The organism is Paenibacillus sp. FSL R5-0623, assembly GCF_037974265.1.
In the GTDB taxonomy this organism is placed as follows: domain Bacteria; phylum Bacillota; class Bacilli; order Paenibacillales; family Paenibacillaceae; genus Paenibacillus.
On sequence record NZ_CP150233.1, the window covers coordinates 2,422,254 to 2,439,415 of the forward strand.

The 17,162-nt window shown below is 45.0% G+C and carries 18 protein-coding genes; all 18 read left to right on the forward strand.

Going from position 1 to position 17,162, the window contains the following annotated elements:
• Position 1: 1 nt before the first annotated feature.
• The 18 genes from flhA (at position 2) to frr (ending at position 17,134) form a co-directional block, all read left to right on the forward strand.
• The gene (gene flhA, locus MKY92_RS11125; RefSeq protein WP_339300684.1) at positions 2-2,035 is read left to right on the forward strand and encodes a flagellar biosynthesis protein FlhA; all 2,034 of its coding nucleotides are present in this window, start codon (positions 2-4) and stop codon (positions 2,033-2,035) included.
• Positions 2,032-3,384 (forward strand): flagellar biosynthesis protein FlhF, encoded by a 1,353-nt coding sequence (gene flhF, locus MKY92_RS11130; protein ID WP_339300686.1) that lies wholly within the window; start codon positions 2,032-2,034, stop codon positions 3,382-3,384. Before flhA ends, flhF begins: the two co-directional genes overlap by 4 nt.
• On the forward strand, positions 3,381-4,268 hold the full coding sequence (locus MKY92_RS11135) for a MinD/ParA family protein (protein ID WP_076208891.1): 888 nt from the start codon (positions 3,381-3,383) through the stop codon (positions 4,266-4,268). The genes flhF and MKY92_RS11135 overlap by 4 nt, the downstream gene beginning before the upstream one ends.
• A gap of 32 nt (positions 4,269-4,300) precedes the next feature.
• Positions 4,301-5,743: a chemotaxis response regulator protein-glutamate methylesterase gene (locus MKY92_RS11140; RefSeq protein ID WP_339300688.1), complete on the forward strand. Its 1,443-nt coding sequence runs from the start codon at positions 4,301-4,303 to the stop codon at positions 5,741-5,743.
• Positions 5,744-5,775: 32 nt separating this feature from the next.
• Complete coding sequence (locus MKY92_RS11145) at positions 5,776-7,863, forward strand: chemotaxis protein CheA (protein ID WP_339300690.1); 2,088 nt, start codon at positions 5,776-5,778, stop codon at positions 7,861-7,863.
• A gap of 41 nt (positions 7,864-7,904) precedes the next feature.
• On the forward strand, positions 7,905-8,366 hold the full coding sequence (locus MKY92_RS11150) for a chemotaxis protein CheW (protein WP_036609340.1): 462 nt from the start codon (positions 7,905-7,907) through the stop codon (positions 8,364-8,366).
• Between the two features lie 10 nt (positions 8,367-8,376).
• Positions 8,377-8,997, forward strand: a complete 621-nt coding sequence (locus MKY92_RS11155; protein ID WP_091034987.1) for a chemotaxis protein CheC — start codon at positions 8,377-8,379, stop codon at positions 8,995-8,997.
• Positions 8,990-9,487: a chemotaxis protein CheD gene (locus tag MKY92_RS11160; RefSeq protein ID WP_017689162.1), complete on the forward strand. Its 498-nt coding sequence runs from the start codon at positions 8,990-8,992 to the stop codon at positions 9,485-9,487. The genes MKY92_RS11155 and MKY92_RS11160 overlap by 8 nt, the downstream gene beginning before the upstream one ends.
• 4 nt (positions 9,488-9,491) lie before the next feature.
• Complete coding sequence (locus MKY92_RS11165) at positions 9,492-9,935, forward strand: hypothetical protein (RefSeq protein ID WP_339300692.1); 444 nt, start codon at positions 9,492-9,494, stop codon at positions 9,933-9,935.
• Positions 9,936-9,950: 15 nt separating this feature from the next.
• Positions 9,951-10,739, forward strand: coding sequence for a FliA/WhiG family RNA polymerase sigma factor (locus tag MKY92_RS11170; protein ID WP_339184077.1), 789 nt, complete (start codon positions 9,951-9,953; stop codon positions 10,737-10,739).
• Positions 10,740-10,801: 62 nt separating this feature from the next.
• Positions 10,802-12,211, forward strand: coding sequence for a FapA family protein (locus MKY92_RS11175; RefSeq protein WP_133384327.1), 1,410 nt, complete (start codon positions 10,802-10,804; stop codon positions 12,209-12,211).
• 52 nt (positions 12,212-12,263) lie between these two features.
• The gene (locus MKY92_RS11180) at positions 12,264-12,578 is read left to right on the forward strand and encodes a hypothetical protein (protein WP_339300693.1); all 315 of its coding nucleotides are present in this window, start codon (positions 12,264-12,266) and stop codon (positions 12,576-12,578) included.
• Between the two features lie 65 nt (positions 12,579-12,643).
• The gene (locus MKY92_RS11185; RefSeq protein WP_339300695.1) at positions 12,644-13,228 is read left to right on the forward strand and encodes a hypothetical protein; all 585 of its coding nucleotides are present in this window, start codon (positions 12,644-12,646) and stop codon (positions 13,226-13,228) included.
• A gap of 3 nt (positions 13,229-13,231) precedes the next feature.
• Positions 13,232-13,858, forward strand: coding sequence for a hypothetical protein (locus MKY92_RS11190; protein ID WP_339300697.1), 627 nt, complete (start codon positions 13,232-13,234; stop codon positions 13,856-13,858).
• A gap of 296 nt (positions 13,859-14,154) precedes the next feature.
• Positions 14,155-14,853 carry a 30S ribosomal protein S2 gene (gene rpsB, locus MKY92_RS11195; RefSeq protein WP_017689155.1) on the forward strand — a complete coding sequence of 233 codons (699 nt, stop codon included), beginning with the start codon at positions 14,155-14,157 and terminating at the stop codon, positions 14,851-14,853.
• 115 nt (positions 14,854-14,968) lie between these two features.
• The gene (tsf, locus tag MKY92_RS11200) at positions 14,969-15,619 is read left to right on the forward strand and encodes a translation elongation factor Ts (protein ID WP_036609326.1); all 651 of its coding nucleotides are present in this window, start codon (positions 14,969-14,971) and stop codon (positions 15,617-15,619) included.
• A gap of 232 nt (positions 15,620-15,851) precedes the next feature.
• Entirely contained in the window at positions 15,852-16,580 is a 729-nt protein-coding gene (gene pyrH, locus MKY92_RS11205) for a UMP kinase (RefSeq protein WP_076208883.1), read from the forward strand.
• Positions 16,580-17,134, forward strand: coding sequence for a ribosome recycling factor (gene frr, locus MKY92_RS11210; RefSeq protein WP_017689152.1), 555 nt, complete (start codon positions 16,580-16,582; stop codon positions 17,132-17,134). The genes pyrH and frr overlap by 1 nt, the downstream gene beginning before the upstream one ends.
• The last annotated feature ends 28 nt before the right edge of the window (positions 17,135-17,162 follow it).

Here is a 17,162-nt window from a genome sequence, read left to right on the forward strand (position 1 = left end):
ATTGAAGATTAAAGATATAGCTGTCCTTGCGGGTATCATTGGCATTGTGTTGATGATGATTCTCCCGATCCCGCCCTGGCTGTTGGACTTGTTGCTGGTCGTGAATATTTCAATTGCTCTGATGATACTCCTTGTTGCCATGAACAGCAAAGAAGCGTTACAGTTTTCTATTTTTCCAGCTTTGCTGTTGATCACTACACTATTCCGACTGGCACTGAACATTTCGACAACCAAGCTAATCCTTGGTGATGGGGATGCCGGAGCTGTAGTTGCTACCTTTGGTAGCTGGATTGCTGGTGGGCAAATTGCGATTGGATTTATCGTGTTTTTGATCCTCGTTGTCGTTCAATTTATCGTTATTACAAAGGGGTCTGAGCGCGTAGCTGAAGTTGCTGCCCGATTCACCCTCGATGCGATGCCTGGTAAACAAATGAGTATTGATGCGGATCTGAATGCGGGTCTGATCAACGAGCAACAAGCTCGTGAGCGTCGTTCCAAAATTGAACGTGAAGCCGATTTCTATGGAGCGATGGATGGAGCAAGTAAATTCGTAAAAGGTGACGCAATTGCAAGTATTATCATCCTCCTGATCAATCTCATTGGTGGATTTATAATCGGTATGACTGTGCATGGGATGGCTTTTGCAGATGCAATGTCAACGTACTCTGTACTGACGATCGGAGATGGATTGGTAAGCCAAATCCCTGCTCTGCTTATTTCCACAGCAGCAGGACTTATCGTCACCAGAGCGTCATCCGAAGGAAACCTGGCAGATGATATTACAGGGCAACTGTTTACATATCCAATACTTATTTATATCGTAGCTTTCGTTATCGCCATGCTCGGTTTCTTCACACCCATTCATGTTATTACTACGCTTCCGTTGGCAGGTGTGTTGGCATATGCCGCGTGGCGTATGCAGAATAATCTGAATTTGAAACAAGTAGCGGAAGAACAGTTGGAAGAAGAACAGCAGATTGAAGAGGTTAGAAGTCCTGAAAGTGTAATTAACCTGCTTCAGGTGGACCCTATTGAGTTTGAATTTGGTTATGGTTTAATCCCGCTTGCTGATAATCAGCAGGGTGGGGACTTATTGGATCGGATCATTATGATTCGGAGGCAGTGTGCTCTTGAACTGGGGTTGGTCGTTCCGGTCATACGGATTCGAGACAATATCCAGCTAAGACCCAATGAGTATGTTATCAAAATCAAGGGTAATGTGGTAGGCGGAGGAGAACTGTTGCTGAATCATTACCTTGCCATGAGTCCTGGCTATGATGAGGAATCTGTGACAGGTATTGAAACGACGGAGCCTGCTTTTGGACTTCCGGCACTATGGATTGATGAAGTAACCAAAGACAGAGCGGAACTTGCAGGATATACGGTCGTTGATCCGCCTTCCGTTGTGGCTACACATCTGACGGAACTGATTAAGAAACATGCGCATGAGTTACTTGGAAGACAAGAGACAAAAGCACTTGTGGATAATCTCAGAGAGAACTATTCTGCCCTTGTGGATGAACTGATCCCTTCGCTACTTTCCATTGGTGATGTACAGAAAGTGCTTGCCAAGTTATTGCGTGAGAAAATATCTATTCGGGATATGGTTACCATCTTCGAGACACTGGCTGACTATGGTACGTATACGAAGGATCCTGATGTGCTGACTGAATACGTCAGACAATCCCTCTCACGTCAGATTACGCAGCAGTTCTCTCAGAAAGGTGAGACACTTCGAGTGATCACGGTTGGACCTGGTCTTGAGAAAAAGATTGCTGAAAGTGTGCAACAATCGGATCAAGGAAGTTATCTTGCGCTAGACCCTGTATCTACACAAAATGTATATCAAAAGCTCAGTGAACAAGTGAACCGTTTGATTCAATCAGGTCAGCAACCTGTTGTATTAACTTCTCCAACCATTCGGATGTATCTGCGTCAGGTTATTGAACGTACTATGCAGGACATTCCTGTGCTTTCCTACAGCGAGTTGGAGCCGAATGTTGAAATTCAAAGTATCGGGGTGGTGAACTTATGAGAGTAAAACAATACGTTGTTGAGACCATGCCCGAAGCTATGCTTCAAATTCGCAAAGACCTGGGAAGTGATGCCGTTATTCTGTCCACCAAAGAGATTAAGGTGGGCGGTGTGATGGGAATGTTTCGCAAAAAACGGATCGAAGTTGTAGCTGCAGTGGATAAGGAAGAAAACAAGCAAACAACAAAGCCAGTACAAAATCAATTCACACCTGTACCTCGTGCATTTGTACCTGAGGCTTATCGGCAAACAGCTCGTTCGTTTGTTGCGGCTTCTGATGAGTCGGCGACAATGAGTACAGCTGATCAAAGTGTACAGGACCAATCTGCGGCTGCGCCGTCTGTGTTTGAATCGCGTAATATCGGTTCAGACACAGACAGCGGCTCTGGTTCTTCGAGCACCGATCATAAACCGCGACCGCAAGGGGCGGATTTTTCGGGTTCAACAACTGCTCCGAAGCCAACAGGCTCAGACCTGCAGCAGGACAAGTTGATGACTGAATTGCAGGATCTTAAACAGATGGTGACCAGGCTTTCAAAGCAAGGTACTTCTGTGGACCCTGTGCCAGAGGAACTGCATACGATCCGAGAACGTTTGACAGAACAAGATGTGTGGCCTGAAGTATGGGAATCCTGGTTTGATTCAATTCAAGCAAAATGGTCTGAGAATGGATTGAAAGAACAGGATGTAGAGCAAATAGTGAAACTTGAGGTTATGCACTTTTTGGAGCAACGTATTGAAGAAGGCATTCTTCCTACCACGCGAATCGTCTATGTAGCTGGACCAACCGGTGTAGGGAAAACAACGACAATTGCAAAATTGGCTGCTGAACAAATGTTTAAAAAACAGCGTAAAGTAGGATTCATTACATCAGATACGTATCGGATCTCGGCGGTAGAACAGCTTAGAACATATGCATCTATACTGAATGTTCCACTTGAGGTGGTACAATCACCCGGTGATACACAACGTGCCATTTCTCGATTAGAGAATTGTGATTTGATTTTTATGGATACAGCGGGTAGAAACTACAGAAATGAATTACTTGTTTCGGAATTGCAAAGTTTGCTTGCTCCTGTAGAGAATAGCGAAACCTTTCTGGTCATGAGTATGACTTCCAAAAGTGCTGATATGGTTCAGATCACGGAACATTTCAGTAAATATGGTCTAGATAAGGTGATTTTCACCAAAATGGATGAGACTGGGAGTTGCGGTCCGCTATTTAACTTGTTACACCGTTTTCCACTCAAGCTCGCATATGTGGCAAATGGACAAAATGTTCCGGACGATTTGTTGAAGCCGGATGAAGATTCGTTGTCTAAACAGTTGCTGGGAGAATGGTCACAATGAAGGATCAGGCAGCTGCACTTCGAAGTATGGTCTCCGCGCCATTGGAATTGGAAGGCATTGAGCGAGATATTCGATCCTCGAAAATCATTACTGTGGCCAGTGGTAAGGGAGGTGTTGGTAAATCCAATTTCACACTGAACTTTGCCTTGGCATTGCAGGCTTTGGGGCAAAAGGTACTTGTATTTGATGCTGATATTGGAATGGCTAATATTGATGTTCTTATGGGTACGTCTTCTTCCTATAATCTTTACCACCTGTTGTACCGACATAAATCCATAAGGGAAATCATACAACTGGGTGCTAGTGGCTTGCCTTACATTGCTGGGGGATCAGGCATGAAAGAGTTGTTCTCATTGTCTGATCGTGATCTGGAGTTCTTCGCCAGTCAAGTCGAGGATATTGCCCAGGAAATGGATTATGTCATCTTTGACACTGGGGCAGGACTCTCCAGAGAGAATATGAAGTTCATCGGTGCTGCTGATGAATGCCTGATTATAACTACACCTGAACCAACTTCAATAACCGATGCTTATGCTTTAGTCAAAGTTATGCACGGCCAGGAAAATGCTACGCCCTTTCGGATGATCGTTAACCGGGTGGAAGACGAACGAGAAGCGGAACGGGTGGCAGATAAAATAGCTGGAGTGGCGAGGCGGTTTTTGCAGACGGATATTCCGCTGCTTGGGTATATTTCAGAAGACGCCCAGGTAGTCAAGGCGGTAAAAAGGCAAATGCCCTATAGTCTGGCTTATCCGAATGCCAAAGCCTCCAAAGATATAGAGAAACTTGCTCTTCGTTATCTGGCTGTACCTGCAACTCCGGGATCCGGAACCTTGACAGGAATCAGGGGATTTATGAATAAGTGGCTTAAACGGACAACATGATTTCTGAATAAAGGAAACAGGGGTGACACAACATGGCGGCGTATCAAGTTTTGGTTGTCGATGATTCCGCTTTTATGCGTAAGATTGTTACGGATTTGATCCAGGCGGATCCGGAATTCAAGGTTACGGCAACGGCATCAAACGGTAGAGAAGCGATTCAAAAATCACTAGAATTGAAACCCGATATTATTACAATGGACGTTGAGATGCCCGAAATGAATGGGTTGGATGCATTAAAATCAATTATGAAGGAATCCTTCGTTCCTGTGATTATGCTCTCTGGTATCAATGAACAGGGCATGAAAGAAACCATTATGGCGCTTGAAGCAGGGGCATTTGACTTCATTCGCAAACCATCTATTTCACATGACCAGGATATTGCTCAAGTTGGTAAAGCCTTGGTTGAGCGCATGCGTGCTGCGATGAATGAGATCAAAAGAAAAGCTGATCGTGAGTTATCCATGAAAAATAGAGACATGTTGCGAGGAGCAGTTGCTCCCCCAACTCAGCCAGTGCAGAAAGAACTGCCGGCTAGGGATCGAGCGGAACCTGTGAAAAAAACGATCGAACCTGTCCAGACGAGTCAACACTCTCTTCGAGAGCGGACTGAAGCTTTTCAGGCCAAATCAAAGAAACCAATTGAACCATTGTCACCTTCAAAACCAAGTCGCGTAGAGAACAAACCAGAGCCTTTGCCGAAGGCTGAGCGTAATTTGGGGACGAAGGCAGAAAAAGCAGTGAGGTCAGCTAATCCGGTACAGACTCCAAAGGAAGTTCGACTACCTAATGCAGCTAGAGTGGCAGCCGATCAAATAGCGGCAACTTCTGCCTCTGCAAAAGCCAAGGATGTAATCAAGCCTAATCCTGTCCCCAAAGGTGGAGAGGGGCTGGAGGGACCATTCAACAAACTTGTGGCAATAGGTTGTTCTACGGGTGGACCGAGGGCTCTCAAAACATTGCTTGAGCAGTTGCCTGCTGATTTGCCTGCACCGGTTATTATTGTGCAGCATATGCCGCCCAACTTCACACGTTCTCTGGCTCAACGATTAAATACATTCAGTCCACTGCATGTGGTTGAAGCTGAAGAGGGCATGGTTCTGAAAAAAGGAACCGCCTATATAGCACCCGGCGGATTCCATGTGAAAGTTAACAAAACAGCAGACGGGAAGTTTATCGTGAAGCTGACTGAAGATCAACCAGTGAATGGCCATAGACCTTCAGTGGATACGATGTTTGAGTCACTTCTGCCGTTTACATCTTTACAAAGGCATCTTGTTTTGCTCACGGGAATGGGAAGTGATGGAGCACGTATGATGAAGAGATTATACGAAGCTGGAGTTACATCAACCTTTGCCGAGAATGAAGAAACATGTGTTGTATATGGTATGCCGCGTTCTGCTGTAGAGCTGCAATGCGTTCGTCATCTTCTGCCATTGCAGGAGATTGCGTCTAAACTTGTTCAAGCAGTGAAATAACGGAGTGTAACTCACAGAGGAGGTGCCTCACAATGGACATGAACCAATATTTATCCATGTTTATTGATGAGTCTAATGATCATCTGCAATCGCTTAACGAAAACATGCTTCAACTTGAAGGCAATCCGGAAGACCTGGGCATAGTTCAGGTTATATTCCGCTCTGCTCATACCTTGAAGGGTATGGCAGCAACTATGGGCTTTGAAGATTTGGCATCACTGACACATAAAATGGAAAATGTGTTGGATCTGGTTCGTAATGAGAAGTTGAAAATGCAGGATTACATTTTTGATACCATGTTCAAGAGTCTGGACGCTTTGGAAACCATGGTTCAGGATATTACCGAAGGTGGACAAGGTAAAGCAGATGTGTCGGCAATCGTAGCTTCACTTCAGGCCATTGAAAATGGTGAAATGACAAATGGAGACGGACCTGCTACAGAAACAAACAAGCCAGCTAACGCTTCAATTTCTTCGGCTGTGGAGCTGGATGAATTCCAATATTCAGTGCTGGATCAGTCGATCGCCGAAGGTCATCGTGTGTTCTACGTGGATGTGCTTGTTAGCGAGCATAGCCAGTTAAAAGGTGTACGGGCTTATATGGTCTTTGATATGCTGGAACGTTCAGGTGAAGTCGTTAAGGCTTACCCATCCGTTCAGGATATTGAGCAGGAGAAGTTTGAGCGCAGTTTCTCGTTGTATTACATAACAACTAAAGAGGCGCACGAACTGGAAGAAGGCATCATGAGTATCTCTGAAATTGAAAGTGCGAAGCTCATTCAACTGGATCAGGAGACTCTTCAGCAGATGGCCAATCAGGTAGCAGCTACAGTTGAAGCGCCACCCGCACCAACAGCTGTAGCTGAGGTTGCTTCGCCGGATAAGAATTCTGTATCGAAAGAAGAAGCCACAACGGCACCAGCTAAAACAGCTGCACCGAAGCAAGCTGCACCGAAGCAAGCTGCTGCACCTTCACGTACCATTCGTGTGGATATTGAACGTCTCGACGTATTGATGAACCTGTTCAGTGAATTGTTGATTGACCGTTCACGTCTGGAGCAACTGGCCAGTGAAACAGGCAACAATGATTTATCCGATACAGTAGCTCATTTAAGTCGAGTTAGCACAGATTTGCAAAATATTGTACTGAAATTACGGATGGTTCCGGTAGATACTGTATTTAATCGATTCCCGCGCATGATCCGTGATCTGGCTAAGACACTTGATAAAAAAATCGATCTGGTGATTACAGGTGCTGAGACGGAACTGGATCGTACGGTAATTGATGAGATTGGTGATCCGCTTGTGCATTTATTGCGTAACGCGGTTGACCATGGTGTGGAATCCATTGCAGAGCGTGTAGCTGCAGGTAAACCAGAGATGGGAACAGTAAACCTGCGTGCCTTCCACAGTGGGAATCACGTATTTATCGAGATTGAAGATGATGGTAAAGGTATCTATCGCGACAAGCTTTTGAAAACCGCGATCAAACGTGGTGTTGTAACCGAAGAACAAGGTGCCAAGATGAGTGACGATGAAGTAAATCAACTGTTGTTCGCACCTGGTTTTAGTACTGCTGATATTATCTCGGATATCTCTGGCCGTGGCGTTGGCTTGGATGTAGTAAAATCGAAGATCACTTCGCTTGGCGGTAATGTAACCATTCATTCAACTCCAGGCAAAGGCACGAACTTCTCTGTTCAGCTTCCATTGACTCTATCCATTATTGCTGCAATGCTTGTACGACTTGGTTCAGAGAAATACGCTGTTCCGTTGTCCTCCATTGTAGAGACGGCCATTGTACAACGTGAGCAAGTTCGTAATATTCACGGCAATAAAATGATCACGTTCCGTGAGTCACTGATTCCGTACTTGTCCTTGAGCGAAGTTTTCTCCGTACCTGATTTCAACGACGCTGATGAGCCAGAAACAGAAATTGTCGTGATTCGCAAAGGCGACCGTCTTGCAGCCGTAGCTGTTGAAGAATTTATTGGACAGAGTGAGATTGTTCTCAAATCAATGGGAACCTATCTTCCTGCTATTGAAGGAATCTCTGGAGCAACCATTCTCGGAGATGGACAAGTAGCCCTGATTCTTGATCCTAATGCATTTATTAAATAAGTATAGAGCTAAGTCTTACATTTAATAGGGAGGTTTTTTACATGGAAGAAGAGTTGAAAGTCATCGTCTTTAAATTGGGTTCCGAAGAGTATGGTATTGAGGTAGATAAGGTTCAGACGATTGAGCGCATGATGCCAATTACCCGTGTTCCCAAGACACTTTCCTTTGTAAAAGGAGTTATTAATCTACGCGGTGTTGTAATTCCGGTCATTGATCTACGCGGTCGTTTCTCCCTTCCGGAAACGGAATACACGGATCAGACTCGTATTGTTATCGTAGGTGTAGACGATATGCAAGTTGGCTTTATCGTAGATTCTGCCAATGATGTTATTGATATCAAGAGCAGTGCAATCGATAGCCCACCAGAAGTGGTTGGCGGCGTCAAAGCAAGATACCTGCGAGGTGTTGCTAAATTGGAGGATTCACGCTTGTTGATTATGCTCAACCTAAACGAAGTATTAAATAAAAGCGAGATTGTACAGCTGGAAAGTGTTGAGGGCTAGTACCGTGGAGATGTTCAACCGATTTGAGGTATTCCAGATGGATGTGCTCAAAGAGGTCGGTAACATTGGAGCAGGCAACGCCGCAACGGCGTTGTCTCAACTCCTCAACAGACCGATTGACATGGGTGTACCTACAGTACAAATGCTCCCTTTTGAAGAAGTTGCCGAAAAAGTGGGCGGAGATGAACGCATCGTGGTTACCGTGTTTCTTCGTGTAGAAGGCGAAGCACCGGGAAATCTTTTCTTTATGATGACACCAGAGGCTGCTAAAATGTTGTTGAATAGACTTGCCGGGTTTGATCTGAAAGAAGGACTCGCTTTTACAGATATGGAACAATCAGCGCTTTCCGAAATTGGAAATATTTTGGCTGGATCCTATCTTTCTTCTTTGGCAGATTTCACGAAGTTGTCTATGTATCCAACTGTTCCTGGACTTGCCATCGACATGGCGGGTGCCATTCTAAGTTATGGCTTGCTGCAATTTGGCGAGATGGGTGACGCTGCATTGTTGATTGACACATCTTTCTTTGAAGGTGAAGATCAAGTTGAGGGTCAGTTTTTCCTCATTCCGGATCCACCATCCTTTGCAAAGATATTTGAATCGCTAGGGGTGCCACTGAGCCATGATTGAGGACAAAAGCGTCGTTAAAGTCGGTATGGCGGATTTAAACATCGCTCATCTTCCTGGTGTAATCCGTACGACGGGCTTGGGCTCGTGTGTGGGATTAACAATGTATGACCCACATTTGAAGCTGGCTGGAATGGCGCATGTCATGCTTCCTACTTCAGAGATCGCCCGTGAAGGGAAACTGAACACTGCGAAATATGCGGATACGGCGTTGCCTGAGCTTTTGGAAAAGATGATAAAACTAGGCGCTTCTCACTCACGTATTGTGTCTAAAATGGCCGGGGGCTCTCAGATGTTTGCCTTTGCTGGCGCTGGAGATACAATGCGCATTGGACCAAGGAATGCAGATTCTTGTCGAGAGTGGCTTCAAAAACTCAATATCCCTCTTCTAGCAGAAGATACGGGTGGGAATTATGGACGAACGATTGAGATGGACTGTGAAACTGGACTTTTGACTATTCGAAGTGTACAAATGGGTGTAAAGGAATTATAAGACTATGATAGGAAACTACCGCATTAATCTTGGAGCAGGCATCGTTGGGTTTATTCTTACTTTTTTTGTAGCGTACAGCAGCAATGTGCTGATGACCAGTTTAATTCGCGGATTGATCGGATTCGTAGCCTGGTTTGTCCTTGCATATGGTTTACGCTGGGGATTGGGATTGCTGCTGAACCCTCAGATCGAGGGAAATGGGTATGGTTATGATTCACCAAATGCTCAAGATCAAAGAGGTTCACAGGTGGACATTAAAATCGAAGACAATGGACAAGAGCTGAATGATTTGCTCAAGAGTGGACAGAACGCTTCATCTGGGGACGATCTTCCGCCATCTGAGACGAAAGCTCCAACGGGATTCGCCCCTTTGGATCCGCCTAAACTTGTCCGGACCAAGGATCCGGAGGAATTGGCGCAGGCCGTTCGTCACCTGACAGACAAATAAGGAGGGTGAAAGCAATTGAACGAGCGTAAAGCTTCACATTTGAACCATTCTGATCTGTGGGAAAAGTGGAAAGAACATGGAGATCTTGATGCCAAGAAAACGTTGATTGAAAAGTATCTTCATATTGTAAATTATGTATCCGGTCGACTGGCTGTTGGTTTACCCAAAAATGTTCCCAAGGATGACTTGGAGAGCAATGGCGTTATGGGGTTAATTGATGCATTGGAGAAGTTCGACTATGAACGTGGTCTGCAATTTGAAACTTATGCATCATGGAGGGTCCGCGGAGCCATTCTTGACGGTCTGCGTCAAGGTGATTGGGTTCCGCGTTCTGTGCGGGAGAAGGCCAAGCGAATTGAAGACGCCTACCAACAGCTGGAACAAAGTTATCTCAGGTCTGTTAGTGATGAGGAAATGAGCGAGTACCTGGACGTGTCCACTAAAGATTTTCAACATATGCTTCAGGAAGTGGCAGTCATGTCACTTTGCTCGCTGGAGGACCCAATTCGTGAGGAAGAGTCTGAGACTCGTCTGTCTTTGATGGTGGATGAGAAAGCCAAAAATCCGGATTATAAAGTGAATGAGTTTTATTTGAAGGAAGCTTTGGTGCAAGGGCTTGACAAGTTGACGGTAAAAGAGAGAACGGTTGTTTCACTCTTGTATTACGAAGATCTTTCTCTTAGTGAAATTGCTGAGGTTATGTCTCTTTCTCCGTCTCGTATATCCCAGTTACATTCCAAGGCAATATTACGATTACGCGGCACGTTGGACAAACAGAAAGATTTGTTGATGCGTAAAGATTAATAGAGAGAAGTAATATCATTGGAGTTTGGGGAGTGGAAAGTATAAAAGGGGGAAGAATTGCGGTGACACAGCGGACTGCTTTGGAACAATGTTTAAACATTGTTTTATCGGACGACAAATGCACAGCCTACCTTGAATTTTCCAAAGAGGAAGAAGGCTTTGCCTGCACGATCGATGAACTTGAACAATTTGTGGCGGACAAGGGCATCAAACAAGGTGTATCGCGAGAGGCACTATTACTTTTTGTGAGCAACCCTGAAACCTATTTGAAAGATAAATACAAGATTGCAGAAGGTGTCGCTCCCATTCAAGGAACAGATGGCTTCATCAAGGTCCTGGTTGGGATGGACGATACGAATGAACGACGACCATTGGAATCGGAAGATGGAACCGTCGATTACAAAGAAGTGACCCGGTTAAACAATGTCCGTAGTGGTCAGATCATTGCAGAGCGGATCGCTCCTAGCGATGGCATACCAGGCAGAGCAGTAACGGGTGAGGAAATTCCTTATCGTCCGGGAAAAGAAGCTCGGTTTAAAGTTGGGAAAAACGTTGTGATTAACCCGGATGGTTCTGCGATGTATGCTGCACTGGATGGGCTGGTTACCAAAACGGACGGTAACAAACTGAATGTGTTTCCGGTTTATGAAGTCAATGGTGACGTTGACTACAATAACGGTAATATTGACTTTGTAGGCACAGTTGTCATACGAGGCAATGTACTTACCGGATTTAAAGTAAAAGCAGCAGGTGACATTCGTGTCGTCGGAGGTGTCGAAGGAGCTGAACTGGAAGCAGGCGGCTCAATCGAAATTACTGGTGGTATTATTGGTTATAACAAAGGACTGGTACAAGCAGGCCATAATGTTAAATGTACTTTCATTCAAGAAGGTAACGTAGATGCCGGTGAAGATGTTCTGGTTTCCCAAAGTATTATGCATTCCAATATTCGTGCTGGCCATGGTGTCATCTGTGCGGGCACCAAAGGTCTAATCGTTGGTGGCTCCATCCAGGCTGGTCAGAACGTCTCAGCGCGTGTTGTAGGCAACAGCATGTCCACGGTCACTTCCATTGAAGTTGGTGTGCTACCAAAGCTGCGTAACGAACTCAATGATTTGCGCAAGGAAGTCAGAGAGCAGATGGATTCCTTGGACAAAACGAAGAAAGCTTTGACATTGCTGGATCAATTAGCTGCCGCTGGACAACTCACTCCAGATAAGATGTCGATGCGAATCAAGCTGAATGCTACGCAGAAATCTGCTCTTCGTATAAGTGAAGAAACGAAGATGCGTATCTTTGAAATTGAAAAGGCACTTGAAGATACAAGTAAGGCTCGTGTTGATATTCTGAAGATGATTTATGGAGGCTCTAAAATAGTTATCGGCAGATACACGAAATTTATTAAAGATCCAGTGAGTCGAATTTCATTTTATTATCACGATGGTGATATTACGATGGTTCCATACGTTTAAGTACAGCATTCAGGCACAGGAAGAAATCCATTCGAAACCGTGAGGTGAGCGTATGAGTTTCAAAGCAGTGGAGTTGCAGATTGCGGTACCACGAACAAGTGAAGCGGGACGTTATCAAAGTGAAGCCCAGCAACGACCGATTACGGATCAGAATCTTTTGGCAGAGCAAACATCGAAAGAAGCAAATGAAGCAAGGCAACGAAGTGAAGCAATGGACGAAACTTCACAGACTTCGGTGCGTGATGGTCATAATCATGATGGGGAACAGCAGAGTGGTTTCGATGGACAGGAGTCTGCTCAGGCTCAAGAAACTGTCAAACCTGCAGAGCACCCGTACAAGGGAAAACACATAGATCTGTCTTTATAATAAATGGTTGTTATGGACATGGAGTCTTGCGCACCGATGGTTGAATCAGAAGGAGAGAACCCAATTTGTCACCATGGATCATTATTGTCATATTAGGGGCCTGCGCCATCGCCTATGCTTGTATTATGCCTCGGAAAAACAAGGCGCAAGAGCCTGGGCATCAACTGGTGCAGGAGATGGAATCTACGCTTGAACACTACATGACCGAGATCGAAAATGATAATGATGCTCTTATTCAACGTGTGGCTGAAATGAAGGGAGAAGCGACAGCAGCCGATCAACGTATGCAATTGCAACTTCAGGAATTACAGCAGCGGTTGGATCAGCTGGAACAGAGCAAAAAGAACGAACCTGTCGCTTCGCCTGTTCCACACTCCGGTAATGTATCCGTACCATCTTCCGAAGGTTTGCAAGCACAAGCGCTCGTGAAAAGTGTACAAGCAGAGGCGGCCCAGCAGGCGTTAGAAGCAGACGAACAGACCAGTGAAGTCGAATCTTTGCCTGGGCGTGAGTCGATTAAAGATCGATATGCAGAACTCTTTAATCTACATGCTGAGGGTAAGTCGATGGATGCCATATCCAAGCAGACAGGCATTCAGCGTGGTGAGGTACAGTTAATACTGCAACTGGCAGAACGGGAGGAAAGCTAAGTCATGGACAAGCGATCCTTATGGATTGGTCTGGGGAGCGGCTTGATTATTGGTGCGGTTTTGCTACAACTGGCCACAGTTGGACAAAACGCATTATCGGATAGTAATCTGGACCCCGAGCAGACCGCCAATATGACCAAAGAACAGCTTGAAACAGCCGCAAAAAGCCTGGATATGAAGGTGGTCGGTTCTGATGAGGGATTGTTCACAGAAGCTGAGTGGGTAGAGAAGAAAAAGCAAGAAAGCAGTGAGTTGCAAGGGAAAACAGCAACATCGCCTGAGACAGTAACCTCTACGGAAGCACCCGCAGAGCCTGAGAAGCCACAAGAGCCTGCTGCAAGTGAAGGTGAAGGACAAAAAGAGATAACTGAGCCGAAGACAACAGAGCCTGTAACGCCGAGCAATCCGAAAGGCGCAACAGTATCATTCAAGGTACGTTCAGGCAATAGTCTGGCGATCGTTGCAGCAAACCTAAAAACTGCGGGAATCGTAGATGATGCTCAAGCGTTCATCAAGGCTGGCAAGGCTGAGCGAATCAATACGAAAATCCAAGTGGGTACCTATGCGCTTGAAAAAGGCGAAAGTTTCAAATCCATTATCGCAAAAATTACGAAAGAACCGTCAAACTGAGCATGCTCGGACAGGACGGTTTTTGCGTATTAAACGGTGCATTTTCAAAGCTTGATAATAATTAGCGCCTGAGTTACATATCAAGTTTAAAATGATTCGATACTAGCAAAAAACGAAAAGTAGATTTTAGCTTTAAAGACTGTTGCATCGGACAGTCAGTTATGCTATATTAGATAACGGTGTTAAAACACACGCATGTGCTAATTTTGTTGAGGGTGCTTTCCTTATGGAGAGTCTTGGCGAAAAATGATGCCGGCGGAGGACACAATAAAAACCATATTAGGAGGTGTGTGAAGATGGCAGTAATCTCCATGAAGCAGCTTCTCGAAGCTGGGGTACACTTCGGTCACCAGACTCGTCGTTGGAACCCAAAAATGGATCGTTATATCTTCACTGAAAGAAACGGAATTTATATCATCGACTTGCAAAAGACGGTGAAAAAAGTCGAAGAGGCTTACAACTTCGTTAAAGGAATCGCAGGAGAGAATGGTAAAATTCTTTTCGTGGGTACTAAGAAACAAGCTCAAGATTCCGTTAAAGAAGAAGCTGAACGTGCTGGTCAATTCTACATTAACCAACGCTGGCTTGGCGGTACCCTGACTAACTTCCAAACAATTCAAAAACGTATTGATCGTTTGAAACAGTTGGAAGCTTGGGAAGAAGACGGTACATTCGCTGTATTGCCTAAAAAAGAAGTTATCTTGCTTCGTAAAGAAAAAGATCGTCTGGAGAAATTCTTGGGCGGTATTAAAAATATGAAAGGCCTGCCAAGCGCCCTGTTCATCATCGATCCACGCAAAGAGCGTATCGCTGTTGCGGAAGCTCGCAAATTGGGTATCCCAATTGTAGGTATCGTTGATACTAACTGCGATCCGGACGAAATCGATTATGTTATCCCAGGTAATGACGACGCGATCCGCGCTGTTAAATTGCTGACAGGTAAAATGGCTGACGCAGTAATCGAAGCTAACCAAGGCGAAGAAACTTCCGCTTAATAGATTCGAACATATGTTATAAACTAAATGAAAAGGGTGGTTGGCAGGTGGATAACCTCTCACTGCCCTTTTTTTAGAGTGTACGTACAATACTTAATGTTGGAGGGAATTTATAATGGCAGTTAATGCGAGTGCGGTAAAAGAACTTCGCGAAAGAACGGGCGCTGGTATGCTCGATTGTAAAAAAGCACTGGAAGAAGCAAATGGTGATGTAACAAAAGCAGCTGAATTGTTGCGTGAGAAAGGTCTCTCTGCAGCAGCAAGCAAAGCAGGCCGTGCAGCCACTGAAGGCGTTGTAGAATCTTACATCCACGCTGGTGGACGCATTGGTGTCTTGGTTGAAGTTAACTGTGAAACTGACTTCGTTGGTAAAACGGATCAATTTAAGGATTTCGTTAAAGATGTAGCTATGCAAATCGCTGCAGCTAATCCTAAATTCGTTACACGCGAAGAAGTTCCTGCAGATGAGCTTGAAAAAGAAAAAGAAATCCTGAAAGCTCAAGCTCTTAACGAAGGCAAACCAGAGAAAATCATTGAAAAAATGGTTGAAGGCCGTATCGGTAAATACTACGAAGAGTACTGCCTGCTGGAACAAACTTTCGTAAAAGATCCAGACAAAACGATCTCTCAATTGCTGAACGAAAAAATCAGCCAAATTGGTGAAAACATCTCCATCCGTCGTTTCGTTCGTTACGAACTGGGTGAAGGTCTTGAGAAAAAAGTAGACAACTTCGTAGAAGAAGTAATGTCCCAAGTAAACAAATAAGACGGTTTCTATAAACCGGCGAGCAAAATTGATTTTCGAAGATATAAGAATGATGAAACTTCGAAGCGTAAACTCCCTTATATCTCAGGAAAACAGTGCCTTACCGGTTAAACGTTTTTCCTAAAAGAGCGGAACACAACTGTGTTCCTTTCTTTTTAAGCAGGAGGCCATGCGCGAGAAGTTTTGTTGGTTGAACACCAAGCGTGTTCAATTCAAAGTGGAGGGTGAATAATTGGAACAGCCAGTATTTAAACGTGTTGTCTTAAAGGTCAGCGGAGAGTCTCTTTCCGGTCAAAACGGCTACGGTATTGATGCAGATACGATCTCGTCGATTGCCCAACAGGTAAAAGAGGTTGTTGCACTTGGTGTACAGGTTGCTATTGTATGTGGCGGCGGAAACATCTGGCGTGGAATTGCCGGTAGCGAAAAAGGCATCGATCGTGCAACTGCCGATTATATGGGTATGCTGGCGACAGTGATGAACTCGCTGGCACTGCAGGATGCTTTGGAACAGATTGAAGTGCCTACGCGTGTACAGACATCTATTGCAATGCAACAGATTGCAGAGCCTTATATTCGTCGTAGAGCTATTCGCCATCTGGAGAAAGGCCGGGTCGTTATTTTTGCAGCAGGTACAGGTAACCCGTTCTTTTCCACGGATACAACAGCAGCACTGCGCGCAGCGGAGATTGAAGCAGAAGTTATCTTGATGGCCAAAAATAAAGTTGATGGTGTATACTCAGCAGATCCGTTTAAGGACAGCACAGCTGTGAAATTTGATCAGTTGACTTACATGGATATTCTTAACAAAGACCTTGGTGTAATGGATTCAACGGCATCCTCGCTTTGTAAGGACAACAACATCCCGTTGATCGTATTTGCCATTACAGAACAAGGTAACATCAAACGTGTTGTTCTGGGCGAACGTATCGGAACAATCGTTAAAGGGAGTGTAGATTAATGCCACAAGCGGTTAAACAACATGCCGAAGAGCGTATGGAAAAAGCAATTCAAGCATTGCGTCGTGACCTGGCTACTTTGCGTGCAGGCCGTGCAACTCCAGCTCTTCTGGACCGAATCCAGGTAGAGTATTATGGAGCAATGACGCCATTGAATCAACTCGCTAATATCAGTACTCCGGATTCCCGTACACTGATGATTCAGCCTTGGGACAAATCCTCCATGGGTGACATCGAGCGTGCCATCATGAAATCGGATCTGGGTCTTACTCCAGCCAATGATGGTAGCATGATCCGTTTGTCTATTCCGGCATTGACGGAAGAACGTAGAGCGGAACTTGTTAAGCTGACGAAAAAGTTCGGTGAAGAAGGTAAAGTAGCGATTCGTAACATTCGCCGTGACGCGAATGATGACATCAAGAAAATGGAAAAGTCAGATATTTCCGAGGATGAATCCCGGAGACATCAGGACGATATCCAAAAATCGACCGACAAGTTTATTGCTGAAGTCGATAAGGTACTCGCTGCCAAAGAAAAAGAAATCATGGAAGTGTAAGACAAGCGCAGCCCCTCCAATACGGTGG

Bases quoted from the DNA above. Each gene is read 5' to 3' on its own strand.
- MKY92_RS11155 (WP_091034987.1), top strand. From the start codon at position 8,377: ATGTTCAACCGATTTGAGGTATTCCAGATGGATGTGCTCAAAGAGGTC.
- MKY92_RS11145 (WP_339300690.1), top strand. From the start codon at position 5,776: ATGGACATGAACCAATATTTATCCATGTTTATTGATGAGTCTAATGAT.
- MKY92_RS11180 (WP_339300693.1), top strand. From the start codon at position 12,264: ATGAGTTTCAAAGCAGTGGAGTTGCAGATTGCGGTACCACGAACAAGT.
- MKY92_RS11150 (WP_036609340.1), top strand. From the start codon at position 7,905: ATGGAAGAAGAGTTGAAAGTCATCGTCTTTAAATTGGGTTCCGAAGAG.
- flhF (WP_339300686.1), top strand. From the start codon at position 2,032: ATGAGAGTAAAACAATACGTTGTTGAGACCATGCCCGAAGCTATGCTT.
- tsf (WP_036609326.1), top strand. From the start codon at position 14,969: ATGGCAGTTAATGCGAGTGCGGTAAAAGAACTTCGCGAAAGAACGGGC.
- MKY92_RS11140 (WP_339300688.1), top strand. From the start codon at position 4,301: ATGGCGGCGTATCAAGTTTTGGTTGTCGATGATTCCGCTTTTATGCGT.
- MKY92_RS11190 (WP_339300697.1), top strand. From the start codon at position 13,232: ATGGACAAGCGATCCTTATGGATTGGTCTGGGGAGCGGCTTGATTATT.
- MKY92_RS11160 (WP_017689162.1), top strand. From the start codon at position 8,990: ATGATTGAGGACAAAAGCGTCGTTAAAGTCGGTATGGCGGATTTAAAC.
- rpsB (WP_017689155.1), top strand. From the start codon at position 14,155: ATGGCAGTAATCTCCATGAAGCAGCTTCTCGAAGCTGGGGTACACTTC.
- frr (WP_017689152.1), top strand. From the start codon at position 16,580: ATGCCACAAGCGGTTAAACAACATGCCGAAGAGCGTATGGAAAAAGCA.
- MKY92_RS11165 (WP_339300692.1), top strand. From the start codon at position 9,492: ATGATAGGAAACTACCGCATTAATCTTGGAGCAGGCATCGTTGGGTTT.
- MKY92_RS11135 (WP_076208891.1), top strand. From the start codon at position 3,381: ATGAAGGATCAGGCAGCTGCACTTCGAAGTATGGTCTCCGCGCCATTG.